Raw genomic sequence first — 15,496 nt, forward strand, 5'->3', positions numbered from 1 at the left:
TCCCCCCAATACCGAGTACTAGAATTTTCTCTCTTGTACCACATCCATTACAGGTATAGGCGCTAATGCTGCGCCCATCTTCTGAAGCAAAACACCTGGGTCAATTCCTTTGCCTCCTGGATAGGTTGGATTTATCGTTACCCCTAATAAAGAAATCGGCTGTACAGCCTGAACCTGTATATTACGAGCTCTTAGCTGCCGCCATAAACCAACTGTAATGAAAATTTTACTACCATCCTGAACCACTACGATAGGAATCCGTTGTTTCTTTAGCAAAGCCTGAGCTAACCCATCTCCCATCGCTCCTTTAATAATAAGAACAGAACAATCGTCCTCCAATATTGTTAGCCACTGCGTAATACTTAAGAGAGAGGTACTCACAAAATATTCCTGACATTGATTATGACCAATCACCAGCACTTTAGCCTTTGAATGATGATATAGTTTAAGATAATCATCGTTGGATTTTGATATCGTTAATTGCTCTACGCGACATGTCGTGATATGAAGTAATTCCTCTACATCACGGCTTAAGGTTGCTCCAGTAGCTAAAACAACTTGGCTGCTAACTAAAGGATCAGCAGAACTTTGCCGGTCAAAGGCCCCATCAATTAGTGTGCACCTTGTTCCCCAGCGAGTTAAACATTGTAATAATTGCCTTACATCTTCATTTTTGCTTGGTCCCGCCAAAACTACCTGATTCACAGACTTTGCTTTCAAAATAACCACATTACCAAGAGGCGTGCAAATATCTGTTTGCTGGAGATAATCCCATAGGTTCGGGTCTATAATAACCTTTTCAGCAGTAGCCACTATTGTTTGAGGCTGCACAACAATTGAAGGTTTCGCTAAATGAGTCAAAGCATCAAAGCTTTCTCCATCCCTCCCAATTGATGTCAGTCCTAAGGCTATGCCTTGTGCATATAAAGCTTTTTGCATATAATTCAAAGTTACTGTCTTGCCTACATTTTTCGCCATACCAATAATCGTTAAAGCCTTAGGAGTTTCTATTAAAAATTCATTCCAATTTAACATCATCTTCAAGCATAAAGCTCATGAAATACTTGCCAGAGAATGGGACTTTCTCGTACTGTTTCTAAGGCAACAATTGCATGATTTCGGCAATAACCATTACCCACTAACATAGTTACGTCTTTGCCTATGCCTTCAGCCCCGAGAGCAGCACCTGTAAAGCTGGTCGCCATGCTAAAGAAATATACAGTTCCTCTATCTTTTGTAGCCATAATAGAGGCCATTTCAGTATTAGGTATATTAACGCAATTGATTGTGACATCTACCATCTGACCGTTCGTAACCTCAGACACAGCTTTCATTACTTGCAGCGGATCTGTAGCATCTACTTGCAATACTTCATCGGCATAGCCTAGATGCCGCATTCTATCACAACTGCCTTTACTTGAACCTATGCCAATCACCCTGCCAGTTACTCCTGCTCTCTTCTTCGCCTCATACAAACAAAGCATACCCGATTTGCCACCGCCGCCAATGATGAGTACATTTTGCCCTGGTCGTACTAGATGAGCAGTTTGTGCTGGTGCACCTGCTACATCCAAGATAGCCAAGGCTAAGGATGGGGACATATCTAAAGGTAAGACTGCATAGATACCGCTGCTGAATAAAATAGCCTGGGCATCAACTTCAACCTGCTCTTTTCCAGTATGAATTTTTATAATTTTCCGAATTTTTAATGGAGTTAATGATAAAGAAACTAACGTAGCAATTCGATCTCCCACCTTTACAGGTACATTCCCTGTCCATGCAGGCCCAATTTTACTTACCGTTCCCATTAGCATTCCACCAGAGCCAGTAATAGGATTATGATGTTTTCCCCGCTTTTCCACAATATCAAGCATCATTCGCTCCATAACAGCTATATCGTTCTGGGCATCTTTTTTGATCTGCGTAAAACTTGCCGCATCAATATTTAAGGTATCAACTTCAATTAGCAGCTCATTATCATAGATTTCCATAGTATTATCAATTTTCCATGCAGGCTGAGGCAAAACACCTTGAGGCTCTATTACTCGATGAGTACCGTAAGGACAACCTATTTTTGTCATATTAATTACCCTCCAATATATTCTATTTTTTGAAATATAATCCTCTTTTAATATTTTTAACTCAGCAGGCTCAAACAGGCTAAATTTTAGATAGGGATTATTGAACTCACCTCCAACTATCAAATTACTAATGCAAAGCATTGTTTCTCTAACAGACTACTATGCAAATTACGTTCCAACCTAAGACAGTTGCTCACCCCGCGATTTCCCTCTATATCTATTCTTACACGAATTAATAATGCCTAAAATTCGGCATACTTTAAATGTTTTGTAAGAAATACGCATAGACCAAGCGCCCAAAAATCAGCATCAATCTGCCAAATTTTGGGCGCTTATCATAGATATTTTTATTCTTTTTCTTGAGCAGCTGCTATTTCTGCAACATTTGCTGCATCTAACATATTTACTGCTTCCTCTTGAGGAAGTTCTTGTACATTTTTAAGCTTCCTTTCTATAGTGCGAGACTTTCTGGCAGCTACATCAATGGAGTTACTAGCCTCTTGCAGTTTTTTATGGGTTTTATCTAATAAATCGCCAAATTTACCAAATTCGGTTTTTACAACACTAAGCAGTGACCAGACTTCTGAACTGCGTTTTTCAACTGCAAGCGTTCTAAAACCCATTTGCAAGCTATTAAGCAACGCAGATAGGGTCGTAGGGCCTGCAATGATTACCTTGTAATTTCGCATAATAGTATCACACAGCCCTGGACGCCGCAACACTTCAGCATATAATCCTTCAATTGGCAAAAATAAAATTGCAAACTCTGTAGTATGGGGAACACAGACGTATTTATGTGCAATATCTTTCGCTTCGCTTTTAATTCGATTTTCTAAAGCCTTGGCTGCTTCTTCTGCTAAGACAGCATTGGCTTGATCTTGAGCCTCTAATAATCGTTGATAATCTTCTTGGGGAAATTTCGCATCAATTGGCAGCCAGACAATGCTTTCCTCTGTATCACGACCAGGAAGTTTAATCGCAAATTCTACTCTATCATTGCTTCCTGGCTTCGTTGCAACGTTTTTAGCATACTGTTCAATGGTTAGAATTTGCTCTAATAAATTCTCTAATTGAATTTCGCCCCATATACCACGAGTTTTGACATTGGATAATACTCTTTTTAGATCACCAACGCCAGAGGCCAGAGTCTGCATTTCACCTAGCCCTCTATGTACCATTTCTAACCTTTCGCTAACCAACTTAAAACTCTCTCCCAAACGCTTTTCTAACGTCTGATTTAATTTCTCATCCACCGTTTTTCTCATCTCTTCAAGTTTGCTGCCATTCTCTTCACGAAGCACCCGCAATTGTTTTTCTACCGTTTCACGCATACGCTCTAACTTTTGTTCATTCATTTGAGTCAGTCCCTGTAATTGCTGAGAGAATGTCTCTAATTGCGTTAATTGCACGGTAGTATTTTCATTCATCCGTTTCAAAATTGATTCATTTAACTTACTAAGTGTATTCGCTACTTCTTCTCGCAATGCTCTGGCGACAAGATTATTTTCTCCTCGGTTCTTAGCCATTTCATCATTTACAATTCGTTCTACTCTTTCGATTGCCTTTTCTATGCCTATCAGATGAGCAGCAAGCTCCTGCTGCTGATTCTTTCCAAGTCGAAGCAGTACTGTAATTAGAAGAAAAATAATAATTCCATTAAGGCCAAATATTAATACTATCATCACTGTTGACAAAATAAATCCTCCAACTATTTTATTATTTTACTAAGAACATCATATAAAATTCGATTCAGGGAAAAATATTTTAAGAACCCGTTTTCTAAATAAACTTCTTGGGTAAGCTATAGGCGGGGAGGTGATAGTATGGAAAAACGTCAAAACGAATGCAAAGAAAATAAAAACAAATCGCAAAAGGTTTCTACAGAATTTGCCAAAGAAATTTGCCCTAAGGATAAGAAGGAAAATAAAAACAAGTAAAAATAAGAGGGTGGTCAAACCACCCTCTTATTTTTTATGCACGGCTTTCCCTCCACTTCTCTTCCTGCACTTCTATCACTATCTTTACTTTAAGATATTCGTTACATGCTGAAATAGATTACTATTATCTTTGATTTTCTGCTCATTTCCTAAGACACACAGGTGATTTTGTTTCATGGCATCCTCCATCAAATCAGCTAATTTAGAAATATCTTCTTGCCCCGTTGCTAAGATTTCATCTCTTTCTTGCTGAATCATAGCCTGAGAAATATTCCGAATATAATTATTAGTTGCTCTCTCCCCTTTTTGCGATGGAGTCAAAGGCGTATCCAACTGGCTCATGGTGCCAATCACATACTTGGTCATCTCTCTTTGATCAACAGAAAAATTACGCAAATAATTTGCAGTCTCATCATATACAGTTAACGTCTCTTTTAAATTTGGATCCCGATACGAGCCAAGCACCATATTTCCATTACGTTCTAATCTTGCAAAACCGCCATAAGCTCCCCCTTGAACACGTACCCGCGTCCACAAGTAATCATAACGCAAAATGGTTTCCAGCACTTTTAAGCTTCCATGATAGGAATACCCTAACTTACGGAAATTTGCTCCTTTAACCACATACTGCACTTTGCCAGACGTCATGAGTCCTTCATTGTAATGACTATTTTCAAAATGATATACAGCAGGTTTTTCTGTAGTTGATGCTAAGCAAGAGTGAAATTCGGAAAATGCTTTTTGAAATTCACTATAATTCTCTTCTTCTACAGTTACGCTTACCAACAAATTTTCTTTATTAAAAATAAAACCAGCTACTGTTTCAAGATTCTTATAGACTTCTTCTGACTTTGAAGCAAAGTCTTTTTCTAAGGCAGCTACAAAATCATAAAAGGCTAACATTCCTACTTCATTATACTGTGCAATTGGAGAGAAATAGGATAATACACGATTCGTCGCCAGCTGCTGCCCGCGGCGAAACAAATTCATATCCCAATTGGATTTTATTTCTTGAATCAGTTCCTTCATTCGTTTACTGTTGTCAAAGCGGCTATGGGCAATGATCTGCTCTGTTAGTCTTAATAATTGAGGCAGCTTCTCCACCAAGGATTTGCCTTTGATTATAAACTTCGGTAAGTATTTTGAATCATTAGCATTTTCTGTGAAGACTGCTACATCAAAAACAATACCTCCTGTATTCTTGTTAATTTCATTGGATAGCGCGGAGTATTCATATTGTTTTGTTGAAACCTTTCCTAATATCTCTGACAATAAGTACATATACGGTAAATATTGTTGAGGTACCAAGCATGTATCAAAATACATATTCACATAAGCAATGGCATTAGTGCGAAGTGGGTGAAGCAAAACAGGTACTCCTAATTCTTGTTTCTCCACTACTATCAATTCTTCTGATTTTACTTCTATATCTTGCCGAGTGAGTAGAGGAATGGTCGCTAAGGCTTCTGGCGAATCCGCTGTTTCTTGCAATGTTTTTAAACGCTGGGTTTGTTCTACCAGCTCATTAATTTCAATATCAGACAGAGATGCTTTATATTCAGCCAGGTATTTGCGTAGTTCTTCATCTTTTTCTTCTGCTAGACCATGCTTCGGTTTTAAGATAACCAAAGCTTGATGATTATTATTGAGCAAATGCTGCTCGATCAACTGCTCAAAGTAATTGGTTTTTAGTGCTGCTTTTATTTTTACTAAATCATCTTCATACCCTAAATGAATGAAAGGACTTGCGTCATACAACCAGCTATCCATACATTTAATATTATAGACAAGTCCTTTAGGACGAGTACCATAATTTGCTTCCCGTAACGTAAATTCAAAAATGTTAATGCATGCTTCAATTAATTCTTTATCAATCCCCTCTCTTACCAGTCTTTCCAGCTCTTCATCTACAACTTGAATAAACTTTGCTTTTTCATTTTCATTGGCACCCGTAATAACAATCCCGAAGGTAGGCTGTAGTATGCTTTTCACAAAAGTCCCTACTACATCTTTACCAATTTCCGCTTCGATTAAGGCATTTCGCAAAGGTGCAGCTGGAGTTTCCAGGAGTAAATACTCTAAGATTTGAAAAGCTAGACAAATCTCAGAATTAGTCGCTTTCCCCAATACGAAATTTCTGCTTAAAAACGTTTTATCTTCTATATTTTCACTAGGAGCGATCGAATACTCAAAAACATTTTCTACTTTTTCTTTAAATGCAGGCTGCAAAGCAATTTGAGAATTCACATCAATTTTTTCAAAATTACTTAAATATGCTTCATCTAAAAACTTCAAATTATCAAGTATATCTAAATCTCCATATAAGAAGATATATCCATTGGAGGGATGGTAATATTTCTTATGAAAATCTATAAATTTTTCTTGCGTCAGCTCTGGAATAAACTCAGGATCACCACCTGATTCTACACCATAGGCCGTATCAGGAAACAAAGATTCAAAATTTTTCTTTTCCAATATCGCATCAGGCGAAGAAAAGACACCCTTCATTTCATTGTAAACTACGCCTTTATAAGTGATTTCATCTACTGGATTCTCCAATTCATAATGCCAGCCTTCCTGCATTAACGTCTCTAGAGAATTATATATATTCGGATAAAAAACTGCATCCAAATATACGTCCATTAAATTACGAAAATCCTTAACATTACGACTTGCCACGGGATACATGGTCTTATCAGGAAATGTCATGGCATTTAGATAGGTATTCAAAGAACCTTTTACTAATTCCACAAAAGGTTCCTTCATTGGGAATTTACGAGAGCCGCACAATACAGAATGCTCAACAATATGAGCAACTCCTGTACTATCTTCCGGAGGTGTGCGAAAGGTAACGGAGAAAACTTTGTTATCATCATCATTTTGTAAATATAACAATCGCGCGCCGCTTTTTTCATGATAGAATCTCCTGGCAAGCGAACTTATTTCATCAATTTTTTCTTCCTCTTCCAAACGAAACCCATGATATAAACTGCCTTTTATTAAATCCATTCCATTACCTCTTTTCAAAAAATTTCATTCTTATACCATATTCGCTATTGTAGGAACAACGTCCTGCAATATGGGCTTTTTAGAGCACGATTCAAGATTCCACGTCAATACTATATGCTAAATGGATTAAAAGATTGACGCTAGCAGAGTAAAATGAGAAAATATACTATATGTCCATGATATTTTAGAGCTTGAAAGGATGTTCAAATTGGAAAATTTAATTTATTACTCTTCCATGTTAGGTGGCTTATTGCTATCTGTTACTCTCATTTGGGTGGCAATCTATAATTTTAGAATTTCCCGAACTAAAAAAGCAAGTTTATTTCTTCTCTCTGGATTATCTCTCGGAATCCTACTTATTTATAATATCCTATTTCCACAATAAAAATTTATTTAAATTACCAACCTTTAATCTTAAATATTTTTGAACCAAATATAGATTGCAGCGCATCTCCAAACAAATGAGAAATTCCTCCTAAGAATACAAAAGGCGCAGCCCCTTTTATACATAAAAAAGGAATTGATAAGACAGCACATCCTAACAATGTATGACAAAACCCCCTATGACTCATAAAACCTACAAAAATATTTAATCGGCCAAGCATCGATCGGTGGTGGTCAATATCCGGCAGTATACTGCCAATCACTATAAATAAAATATCCATTGGTTGTACCGCAAATTCTAGACTAAAAAAGAGTCCTATAATAATATGTATTGCCCAATTGAAAATAATCACCTATTTCGTTGTGTACTATGACTTATGCTGTATCGTTTCGTGTAATTTTTCAAAAAAACAATTACGAACATTCGTTTGTATTTTTATAGTAAAGCAAACATTCGTTCTTGTAAAGAGAATTTCAAAACTTTTTCGACGAACCACTGGGAGGGAACACGATGGATAAGATAGAAGATTTGGATGTTCTTGGCAGCAACATCAGCATTCGCCATCTTCCAACTACATAATCGTCATTTATAAAGCGCCTGCCACAACGTGGCCAGGCGCTTATGATTTATTTTTTATTTTCTTCAAACATTCCTGTAACGAAGAATGTGCCTCGGGTTTTTGCCAGCAGTTGATTCTGGTTATCTACGATCTCACTTTCTGCTACCATTGTATTTTTCCCATTATGAATGACTTTTCCTATGGCTTTTATAGCGGCTTGAGTTGCTGCTCCTTTAATAAAATTCATATTCATTTCAAGGGTCACCACTTTTTTCCCGGTAGTCGCACATGCGATTCCCATAGCTGAATCAGCCAAGGAAGCTAAGGCACCACCATGAGCGATATTATACAGGTTTGTATGTTTACCAGCAAGTATAGGCATACAGAGTTCTACCTTACCTTCTTCCACATGTATAATGGAAATATCCAATAACTTGATATACGGGTTTTCATCATAAATGGTAACAAGGTTCTCCTTTAACCACTCTGTAGTATTTTTCATATTTATTGGCTCCTAACATTACTCCAATTTCTATTGCATCTTCGCTAATTGTATCCCACCATATATAATTATCAGGCAATACGCAATCCTATACCTATTGTAGAAATTCTCTATAAACCTATAACTTTCCTTCTTTTATAGCTCACTTGCACGTAAGGATCTTTTGCGAAGGGATTGGACAAACCACCCAAAAGCACCTAAGGCAAAAGGATATAACCCGATCCATCCAGTAAAACAATAGATGATCATACACATAATAAGAGACAATGCTGCAAAATACCGGCCCCATCCTTGGGATGGTAATAATTTCACTGCTGCTGCCATACCGATAATATATAAGGATATGAATATAGTACCCGGAAATTGAATTAAGATTCCAATGTTAATATTAAACCAGAAACTCAGCCATAATACGACCATAAAAACTGGTAATAACACGAGTAATACACGATGCGGGGTATGAAACTCTTCATGCAAAGAGCTAAAGTATTCAGGAAAATCTCCCTGGCGGGATTGCGCGTATACAAGGCGAGAGAAACCAGCTACATAAGTATGAATCGTGCCATAACAGGTCAAAAATCCTAATATACCAGTAACAGCACCAGCCCAATGTCCCCATCCCCTACCAATCATACCCGCTAAAGCAATAGAGTTGTCTGGACCTATATATGCCCCAGTACCTATCGTAACAAACACAACAGAGAGATACATGATATTAATAATAATAATGGAAATCATTAAGCTTAAAGGAATGTCACGGATGGGATCTTCAAACTCCTCTGCCAAATGCACAATCATCTCCCAACCAACGAAAGCCCAAAATAACATTGCCATTGATACACCTATGGGTGCTATACCATTCGGCGCAAAGGGGAAAAAAGCTTTTTCTTCAACATAAGGCAAGGCTGAAAATACCGCCGCCAACAGCACTACGGCCACACTGCCGATGACTGCTATCTGTACCCTTCCGGATAATTGAATCCCTCGATAGTTAAATATCACCGCCATAATTAACATGGCTGCCGCGACAATCACAACTTGATAAGAATTTAGCGAAAATAGAGCACTAATATAATTAGCTCCTATCAAAGCACAGATAGGCCCTCCTATAGGTACTGTCCCCAAAAATAATGTCCCTGTTACCGCTCCGGCTTTATCTCCAAATGCTCTCCTAGCGTATGCGGCAATACCACCCGCATCAGGCTGCTCCGAGGCCAAACGGCCAAGTGTAATAGCTAAGGGTATGGATAATAGCCCCATCAAAACCCAACTAACCATTGCCGCCGGACCAGCCAGCTGAGCCGTCGCTACAGGCAAAATCAATACACCTGATCCTAATACTGCCCCAATGGTAAGTGCCGAACCCTGCATCCAAGATATAGACGCCTTAAAGCTTCCTTTTGGGTCATTCATATCTATCATGCCTCCCATCATTTAATATATTTAATCTTTACGATTAAAAAATTTCGCAATTTCGTAGACATTGTCTACAAAGTATCTTATCATGGTATATACACATTGGTACAATTGATAGTTTAGATGCAGTATATCAAGAAATCAGATAGGAGAATTTACGATTATGGAATTTCGGCAGCTACAAGCCTTCTGTACAGTTGCTAATACCTTAAGTTTTACCCGTGCTGCTAATATACTAGGCTATGCTCAGTCTAGCATTACTACTCAAATACAACAGTTAGAACAAGAACTGAATGCTAAACTATTTGAACGATTAGGAAAATCCATCGTTTTGACCAGCGAAGGAGCATGTTTTTTAATGTATGCAAAACAAATTTTGCATCTTTCTATGGTGGCTAAGGAGGCTGTTACCGGTTCAGCTACCCCAAAAGGTTCTATTACGATTGGTGCACCTGAATCTTTATGTGTTCACCGTTTACCTTTATTATTACAAGAATATCGCAAACGCTACCCGGAGGTAAAAATAGCACTTAAAACCGGTACTTGTAGTGATTTTGCTTATTGGCTGCGGACTCATACCATTGATATTGCTTTCTTTTTGCAGCAAGAAAGTCATCATCCTGAACTAATCACCCATACTCTTTTTCGAGACCCCATGGTTATTGCCGCTAGCGCTGATCATCCTCTTATCCAAAAAGGTACAATAACCCCTTCTGACCTGCATGGCGAAACTTTAATTTTAAGTGAAAATGGCTGTAGCTATCGGGTAGTATTAGAAAGCATCTTAGCTGCCGCCGGTGCATACCCAGCTTCTATACTAGAATTTAGTAGCGTAAGTGCTATGAAACAATGTGCTATCAGTGGTCTTGGAATTACATTATTGCCAATGATTGCTGTATCTACAGAAATCACATCTGGTCAATTAGTAAACTTAAATTGGGTTGGACCTGACTTCAATATTTACGCACAAGTTGGCTATCATAAAGACAAATGGCTATCACCAGCCCTTTCTGCTTTTTTCAACTTAGCAATTGAAATATTCAGCCATAAAACTAAAACCCTCGCATAATCTGCGAGGGTTTTTAGCATCATGATACTTTTTGAATCAAAACTCTATTTACGCGCATAAAATCAGCTTCCGTAATAATAAAGTCATATCCTTCATAAGAAATCTTTCGATTTACCTCAAGGGGCAACTCCGTTCTTGCACAAATCCAGCCACCAAGAGTATCTACATCTTCTGTTGGAAGCTGTAAATCAAAAAAGTCATTAAATTCCTCTATGAGAATACGTCCATCTACTAAGTGAGCATCTTTCTCATGAGTTTCAATTAGGGGACGCTCATCATCAAACTCATCATGCATTTCCCCTACGATTTCTTCCAGAATGTCTTTTACGGTAACGAGTCCAGCAGTTCCACCATATTCATCTATAGCAATTGCTATCTGTGCCTTATTTTTCTGCAGAAGTTTTAAAACAGAACTAATCTGCATAGATTCAGGTACAGCGAGCACATTTCTCTTAATACTTTCCAAATCAGGCTTAGCAGCTAGTGCAAGTGGCGATAAAAGATCTTTAATATGAATAAAACCAATAATATTATCTTTATTGGAATCACATACAGGATATCGTGTTTTCCCTTCCTGTATAGCAACTTCTAGGTTATCCTCATACGACTTCTTGATATCCAAGCATATCATATCTGTACGTGGAATCATTACCTCACGAGCATGTCTTTCTGCAAAGTCAAATATCTTATCCATTAGGGTTAATTCCGTCTGATTTATAAAACCTTGCCTGTGACTCTCTTCCATAAGGATACGTATTTCTCCTTCTGTATGGGCAGATTCACTATCTGTCGCAGGTTCAACACCTAATAATTTTAGAAACTGATTAGCCGTTCCATTCATAAACCAAATAAAAGGATACATGATCTTATAAAAGGCAATTAAAGGTGGTGCTGCCCACATGGTAACTTGCTCTGCCTTTTGAATTGCCATTGATTTCGGTGCCAATTCTCCCAAAATAATATGCAGGGAAGTAATCACAGAAAAGGCAATCACAAAAGAAATGGTTGCAATGATTTCTTGCGATAAACCAAATGCCAAAAGCAGTGGGGCAATTATGCTGGCAACTGCCGGTTCACCTACCCAACCTAACCCAAGAGAAGCTAAAGTAATCCCTAGCTGACATGCTGACAAATAAGCATCCAAATTTTTGGTTAATCGCTGTGCAAATTTCGCTCTAACATTTCCCTCTGAGATCAACGTTTCTATCCGAGTGCTTCGAACCTTAACCATAGCAAATTCTGCTGCAACAAAGAATCCATTTAGCATAACCAAACCTAAAACTAAAATTGTATTAAAAAGTATAGACGCAGGGTCCAATAAATATCCCTATTATCCCTCATCCATTGGGGAAATAGGACACCTCCTCTATTATATATATTGTAACATTATACCACATTTTTTAAATTATTTAAAATAGATCTAGCCTCTATTTGATTAATACTACACTCCATTAGAGCAATATATCTAATTTTCTTAGAAACCCTCTATGTATCTTCTTATATTACGTATTTTTTCCCTTTAAAACGATATTAAATATCACAATCTTTTAACATCGTTGAAATACAAAAAAAACTTCGCATAAATACGAAGTTCTAATTTACGTGGTGCCGAGGACCGGAATCGAACCGGTACGGAGATTTCTCTCCGACGGATTTTAAGTCCGTTGCGTCTGCCAGTTCCGCCACCCCGGCATAAATCAATATGCCAAACTGTTTAAGGCAGTATATAAAACTTTGAGTTGGAGGCGGCACCCAGATTTGAACTGGGGATAAAGGTTTTGCAGACCTCTGCCTTACCACTTGGCTATGCCGCCTTTAATGGAGCGGGAAACGAGATTCGAACTCGCGACCCTCGCCTTGGCAAGGCGATGCTCTACCGCTGAGCTATTCCCGCATTTAAATGGTGCCTCAGGACAGAATCGAACTGTCGACACGAGGATTTTCAGTCCTCTGCTCTACCGACTGAGCTACCGAGGCATTTAAAATTGAATGGCGACCCAGATCGGATTTGAACCGACGACCTCCGCCGTGACAGGGCGGCATTCTAACCGCTAAACTACTGGGCCACTGTATAGTCACAATGACTATTGTACTATATTACATCTGATGTGTCAACTGTTTTTTTTGGAATGCCACATGGATTTCATTTTCTACCAGCTACATTCCTTAGCCACAGATATTATTATAGCACATAACCTTTTATTGTCAAGTACTTTCGTAAATTAGATTTTCTTATTGCCCTAAAACTTTCTTAATTGTTTCAATGACTTGAGTATTATCAAAAGGCTTTACAATGAAATCTGATGCACCGGCATTAATCGCATCCGTAATAATCGATCTTTGCCCAAGCGCAGTGACCATTACAATTCTAACCAAAGGATTTTCCTCAAAAATATGTTTGACTGCTTCTATTCCATCCATTTTAGGCATGGTAATATCCATCGTTATTAGATCAGGTTTATGATGCCGATAAAGTTGCACCGCTTCCATGCCATCCCCAGCTTCACCAACTATCTCATGACCATTATCAATCAATACTTTTTTTAGCATCATGCGCATAAAAGCAGAATCATCACAGACTAATATTCTTGCCACTTAAATTCAAACCTCCTACAATTAACAACTATCATATCTAGTTTTTTCTTTACATAACTCCATCTTAATTTAATTGTATTCTTATCTTTTCCAATTCCGTTGCCAAATGACTTGCAACAAGTTTTTGTAAGTCAGCTAAATCTTTTGTATCAAAAATAGCTAATATGATTGGGGTTCCCTTTATACGCGTCTCTCCAAAAAATTCATCTCTAAATACGTTGTAATAAATAGTTAGATTACTTTCCAAGTCAAAATCGCTATAATCAACGATGATATAGGAGCCATTAATCACTTTTACAGGCTCATCTGGTTTTATAAATAACTCAAATCCGAGTAAAGTCTGAGGCAAGTCTTCTTTGTACGACCAATCCATTATTTTCTTTTCATGAACGATACTCTCTACATTTTCTCTAGTGAAAAAATTTAATTGGGATAAGACGCCTTCTAGTCGCTGAATTAATAATTTTTCTAGTTGTTGTATATCTCCAACAATAAAATTTACATCAAAATATTCAATTAGACCGATCACTACACGAGCAAAATATTCTTTTGTCGCTTGATCATATAATACGGAAAAGCTTTTATGTTCTCCTTTATTTTGATACATAAATATACAATACTGTGTATCACGTTTCTCCAACTCAATTAATAGTGTAAATTTTCCAAACTCCTTCGGTAATTTCTTTAATAATTCCCATTCGTCTACTTCTGCTATGATTTTTTCCATATATAACAATACCTTTCACTCTGGACTACTCTTACATATTCTGTATTCATACTTAAAAACCTGCTGCTTTATCACCAAATATAATAAAAATGAATATCATGTGATAACTCAATCAAATCGATTAGGAGGGAAATCTATGAAACGCAGCATAAAAATCATAACAATAGCATTACTGGTACTCTTCATGACTGCCTGCAGCCAAAATCCGACAACACACGATACAGCAAACAACGGTCCTGCTTGGGCACCAGCAGTATCACCATTGCCTCAAGAAACAGTTGTCAAAGTGGGTATGAAACAAGTTGTATCCGATGCAGGTATACTGATTGGCACGGCTAAGAACTATTACAAAGATCTGGGCATTAAAATCGAACCGGTACAATTCAACACTGGACAGGAAATGATCAACCAATTAGCTGCCGGGCAACTTGATGTAGGCGCTACCGTTACATCTTCAGGATTATTTAACGCCATGTCTCGTGATATTCCTATAAAAATCGTTGCTGATAAAGGTATCAACCTCCCCGGGCAAGGCTATTATCGTCTTGTAATCCGCAAGGATCTAACAGATACGATAAAAGATTATAAAGATCTGCGAAATAAAAAAATTGCCATTGTTGGTACGGCCTCTCTTGATGAAATTGCATTATCTAGAGTGCTACAAAAAGGAGCATTAACTATAAATGACGTTGATGTTCAGGTAATCCGCTCTTTTCCCGATATGCTGGTATCCCTCGGTAATAAGAGCATTGATGCAGCTATGATCATCGAACCTTTTGTCACTCTTAGCATAAACAAAGATTTGGCTGATCCATGGAAAGACCCTGTGGATTATGATCCCGATGCCCAAACAGCCTTGTTAGTCTATGGAACAAGTATGACAAAAAACCCCACTGTAGCTAACCGTTTTATGACCGCTTACATACAGTCATTAAGAGACTACAATGATGGTTTTGTAAAAAATAAAAATAGAACTGAGATCATTGATATTCTCTGTAAGTACTCAGTAATTAAAGACCCTGCTTTATATGAAAAAATGTTTCCCACAGGCTTAAATCCGAATGGGTATATTCGTACAAAAGGCATTCTCTTGGATTTAGATTGGTATAAGGAAAACAACTTATTAAAATCAGATATAAAGTATGAAGATGCCGTAGATAATCAATATGTCGATTTTGCAGTAAAAACCTTAGGAACATATCAATAATATAAACCT

13 protein-coding genes and 5 tRNA genes are annotated in these 15,496 nt (G+C 37.7%); 2 read left to right on the forward strand and 16 right to left on the reverse strand.

What is annotated here, in order from left to right:
- Nucleotides 1-18: 18 nt before the first annotated feature.
- From JBW_RS13480 to JBW_RS13510, 8 genes are all read right to left on the reverse strand, one after another.
- The gene (locus JBW_RS13480) at nucleotides 19-1,038 is read right to left on the reverse strand and encodes a hypothetical protein (RefSeq protein WP_235333779.1); all 1,020 of its coding nucleotides are present in this window, start codon (nucleotides 1,036-1,038) and stop codon (nucleotides 19-21) included.
- Between the two features lie 2 nt (nucleotides 1,039-1,040).
- Nucleotides 1,041-2,081 carry a zinc-binding dehydrogenase gene (locus JBW_RS13485; protein ID WP_007955433.1) on the reverse strand — a complete coding sequence of 347 codons (1,041 nt, stop codon included), beginning with the start codon at nucleotides 2,079-2,081 and terminating at the stop codon, nucleotides 1,041-1,043.
- A 347-nt stretch (nucleotides 2,082-2,428) separates the two neighbouring features.
- Complete coding sequence (locus JBW_RS13490; RefSeq protein ID WP_007955445.1) at nucleotides 2,429-3,775, reverse strand: DNA recombination protein RmuC; 1,347 nt, start codon at nucleotides 3,773-3,775, stop codon at nucleotides 2,429-2,431.
- Nucleotides 3,776-4,102: 327 nt separating this feature from the next.
- The gene (locus JBW_RS13495; RefSeq protein ID WP_007955448.1) at nucleotides 4,103-7,027 is read right to left on the reverse strand and encodes an insulinase family protein; all 2,925 of its coding nucleotides are present in this window, start codon (nucleotides 7,025-7,027) and stop codon (nucleotides 4,103-4,105) included.
- Between the two features lie 398 nt (nucleotides 7,028-7,425).
- Nucleotides 7,426-7,764, reverse strand: coding sequence for a metal-dependent hydrolase (locus JBW_RS13500; protein WP_235333780.1), 339 nt, complete (start codon nucleotides 7,762-7,764; stop codon nucleotides 7,426-7,428).
- 83 nt (nucleotides 7,765-7,847) lie between these two features.
- Nucleotides 7,848-7,976, reverse strand: a complete 129-nt coding sequence (locus JBW_RS26045; protein WP_268747862.1) for a hypothetical protein — start codon at nucleotides 7,974-7,976, stop codon at nucleotides 7,848-7,850.
- A 62-nt stretch (nucleotides 7,977-8,038) separates the two neighbouring features.
- Nucleotides 8,039-8,473: a PaaI family thioesterase gene (locus JBW_RS13505; RefSeq protein ID WP_007955455.1), complete on the reverse strand. Its 435-nt coding sequence runs from the start codon at nucleotides 8,471-8,473 to the stop codon at nucleotides 8,039-8,041.
- 135 nt (nucleotides 8,474-8,608) lie between these two features.
- Nucleotides 8,609-9,886: an amino acid permease gene (locus tag JBW_RS13510; RefSeq protein ID WP_007955456.1), complete on the reverse strand. Its 1,278-nt coding sequence runs from the start codon at nucleotides 9,884-9,886 to the stop codon at nucleotides 8,609-8,611.
- Nucleotides 9,887-10,052: 166 nt separating this feature from the next.
- On the opposite strand from JBW_RS13510, the gene JBW_RS13515 reads away from it, so the two are divergent.
- Nucleotides 10,053-10,958: a LysR family transcriptional regulator gene (locus JBW_RS13515; RefSeq protein WP_007955457.1), complete on the forward strand. Its 906-nt coding sequence runs from the start codon at nucleotides 10,053-10,055 to the stop codon at nucleotides 10,956-10,958.
- 19 nt (nucleotides 10,959-10,977) lie between these two features.
- On the opposite strand, the gene JBW_RS13520 is transcribed toward JBW_RS13515, so the two are convergent.
- From JBW_RS13520 to JBW_RS13555, 8 genes are all read right to left on the reverse strand, one after another.
- On the reverse strand, nucleotides 10,978-12,276 hold the full coding sequence (locus JBW_RS13520; RefSeq protein WP_071882491.1) for a hemolysin family protein: 1,299 nt from the start codon (nucleotides 12,274-12,276) through the stop codon (nucleotides 10,978-10,980).
- Between the two features lie 285 nt (nucleotides 12,277-12,561).
- Nucleotides 12,562-12,650, reverse strand: a tRNA-Leu gene (locus tag JBW_RS13525).
- A 48-nt stretch (nucleotides 12,651-12,698) separates the two neighbouring features.
- Nucleotides 12,699-12,772, reverse strand: a tRNA-Cys gene (locus JBW_RS13530).
- Nucleotides 12,773-12,777: 5 nt separating this feature from the next.
- Nucleotides 12,778-12,852, reverse strand: a tRNA-Gly gene (locus JBW_RS13535).
- 7 nt (nucleotides 12,853-12,859) lie between these two features.
- A tRNA-Phe gene (locus JBW_RS13540) sits at nucleotides 12,860-12,935 on the reverse strand.
- Nucleotides 12,936-12,948: 13 nt separating this feature from the next.
- Nucleotides 12,949-13,024, reverse strand: a tRNA-Asp gene (locus tag JBW_RS13545).
- Between the two features lie 166 nt (nucleotides 13,025-13,190).
- The gene (locus JBW_RS13550; protein ID WP_007955459.1) at nucleotides 13,191-13,553 is read right to left on the reverse strand and encodes a response regulator; all 363 of its coding nucleotides are present in this window, start codon (nucleotides 13,551-13,553) and stop codon (nucleotides 13,191-13,193) included.
- Between the two features lie 64 nt (nucleotides 13,554-13,617).
- Nucleotides 13,618-14,280 carry a hypothetical protein gene (locus JBW_RS13555; protein ID WP_007955460.1) on the reverse strand — a complete coding sequence of 221 codons (663 nt, stop codon included), beginning with the start codon at nucleotides 14,278-14,280 and terminating at the stop codon, nucleotides 13,618-13,620.
- A 136-nt stretch (nucleotides 14,281-14,416) separates the two neighbouring features.
- Between JBW_RS13555 and JBW_RS13560 the strand changes: the two genes are divergently transcribed.
- Nucleotides 14,417-15,487, forward strand: coding sequence for an ABC transporter substrate-binding protein (locus tag JBW_RS13560; protein ID WP_007955462.1), 1,071 nt, complete (start codon nucleotides 14,417-14,419; stop codon nucleotides 15,485-15,487).
- Nucleotides 15,488-15,496 lie beyond the last annotated feature (9 nt).

The sequence above is a fragment of the Pelosinus fermentans JBW45 genome, from assembly GCF_000271665.2.
In the GTDB taxonomy this organism is placed as follows: domain Bacteria; phylum Bacillota; class Negativicutes; order DSM-13327; family DSM-13327; genus Pelosinus; species Pelosinus baikalensis.

Excerpts from the sequence above, each read along its gene's own strand:
- JBW_RS13480 (WP_235333779.1), bottom strand. The coding sequence starts at position 1,038 with ATGATGTTAAATTGGAATGAATTTTTAATAGAAACTCCTAAGGCTTTA.
- JBW_RS13505 (WP_007955455.1), bottom strand. The coding sequence starts at position 8,473 with ATGAAAAATACTACAGAGTGGTTAAAGGAGAACCTTGTTACCATTTAT.
- JBW_RS13495 (WP_007955448.1), bottom strand. The coding sequence starts at position 7,027 with ATGGATTTAATAAAAGGCAGTTTATATCATGGGTTTCGTTTGGAAGAG.
- JBW_RS13555 (WP_007955460.1), bottom strand. The coding sequence starts at position 14,280 with ATGGAAAAAATCATAGCAGAAGTAGACGAATGGGAATTATTAAAGAAA.
- JBW_RS13485 (WP_007955433.1), bottom strand. The coding sequence starts at position 2,081 with ATGACAAAAATAGGTTGTCCTTACGGTACTCATCGAGTAATAGAGCCT.
- JBW_RS26045 (WP_268747862.1), bottom strand. The coding sequence starts at position 7,976 with ATGGCGAATGCTGATGTTGCTGCCAAGAACATCCAAATCTTCTATCTT.
- JBW_RS13515 (WP_007955457.1), top strand. The coding sequence starts at position 10,053 with ATGGAATTTCGGCAGCTACAAGCCTTCTGTACAGTTGCTAATACCTTA.
- JBW_RS13560 (WP_007955462.1), top strand. The coding sequence starts at position 14,417 with ATGAAACGCAGCATAAAAATCATAACAATAGCATTACTGGTACTCTTC.
- JBW_RS13510 (WP_007955456.1), bottom strand. The coding sequence starts at position 9,886 with ATGAATGACCCAAAAGGAAGCTTTAAGGCGTCTATATCTTGGATGCAG.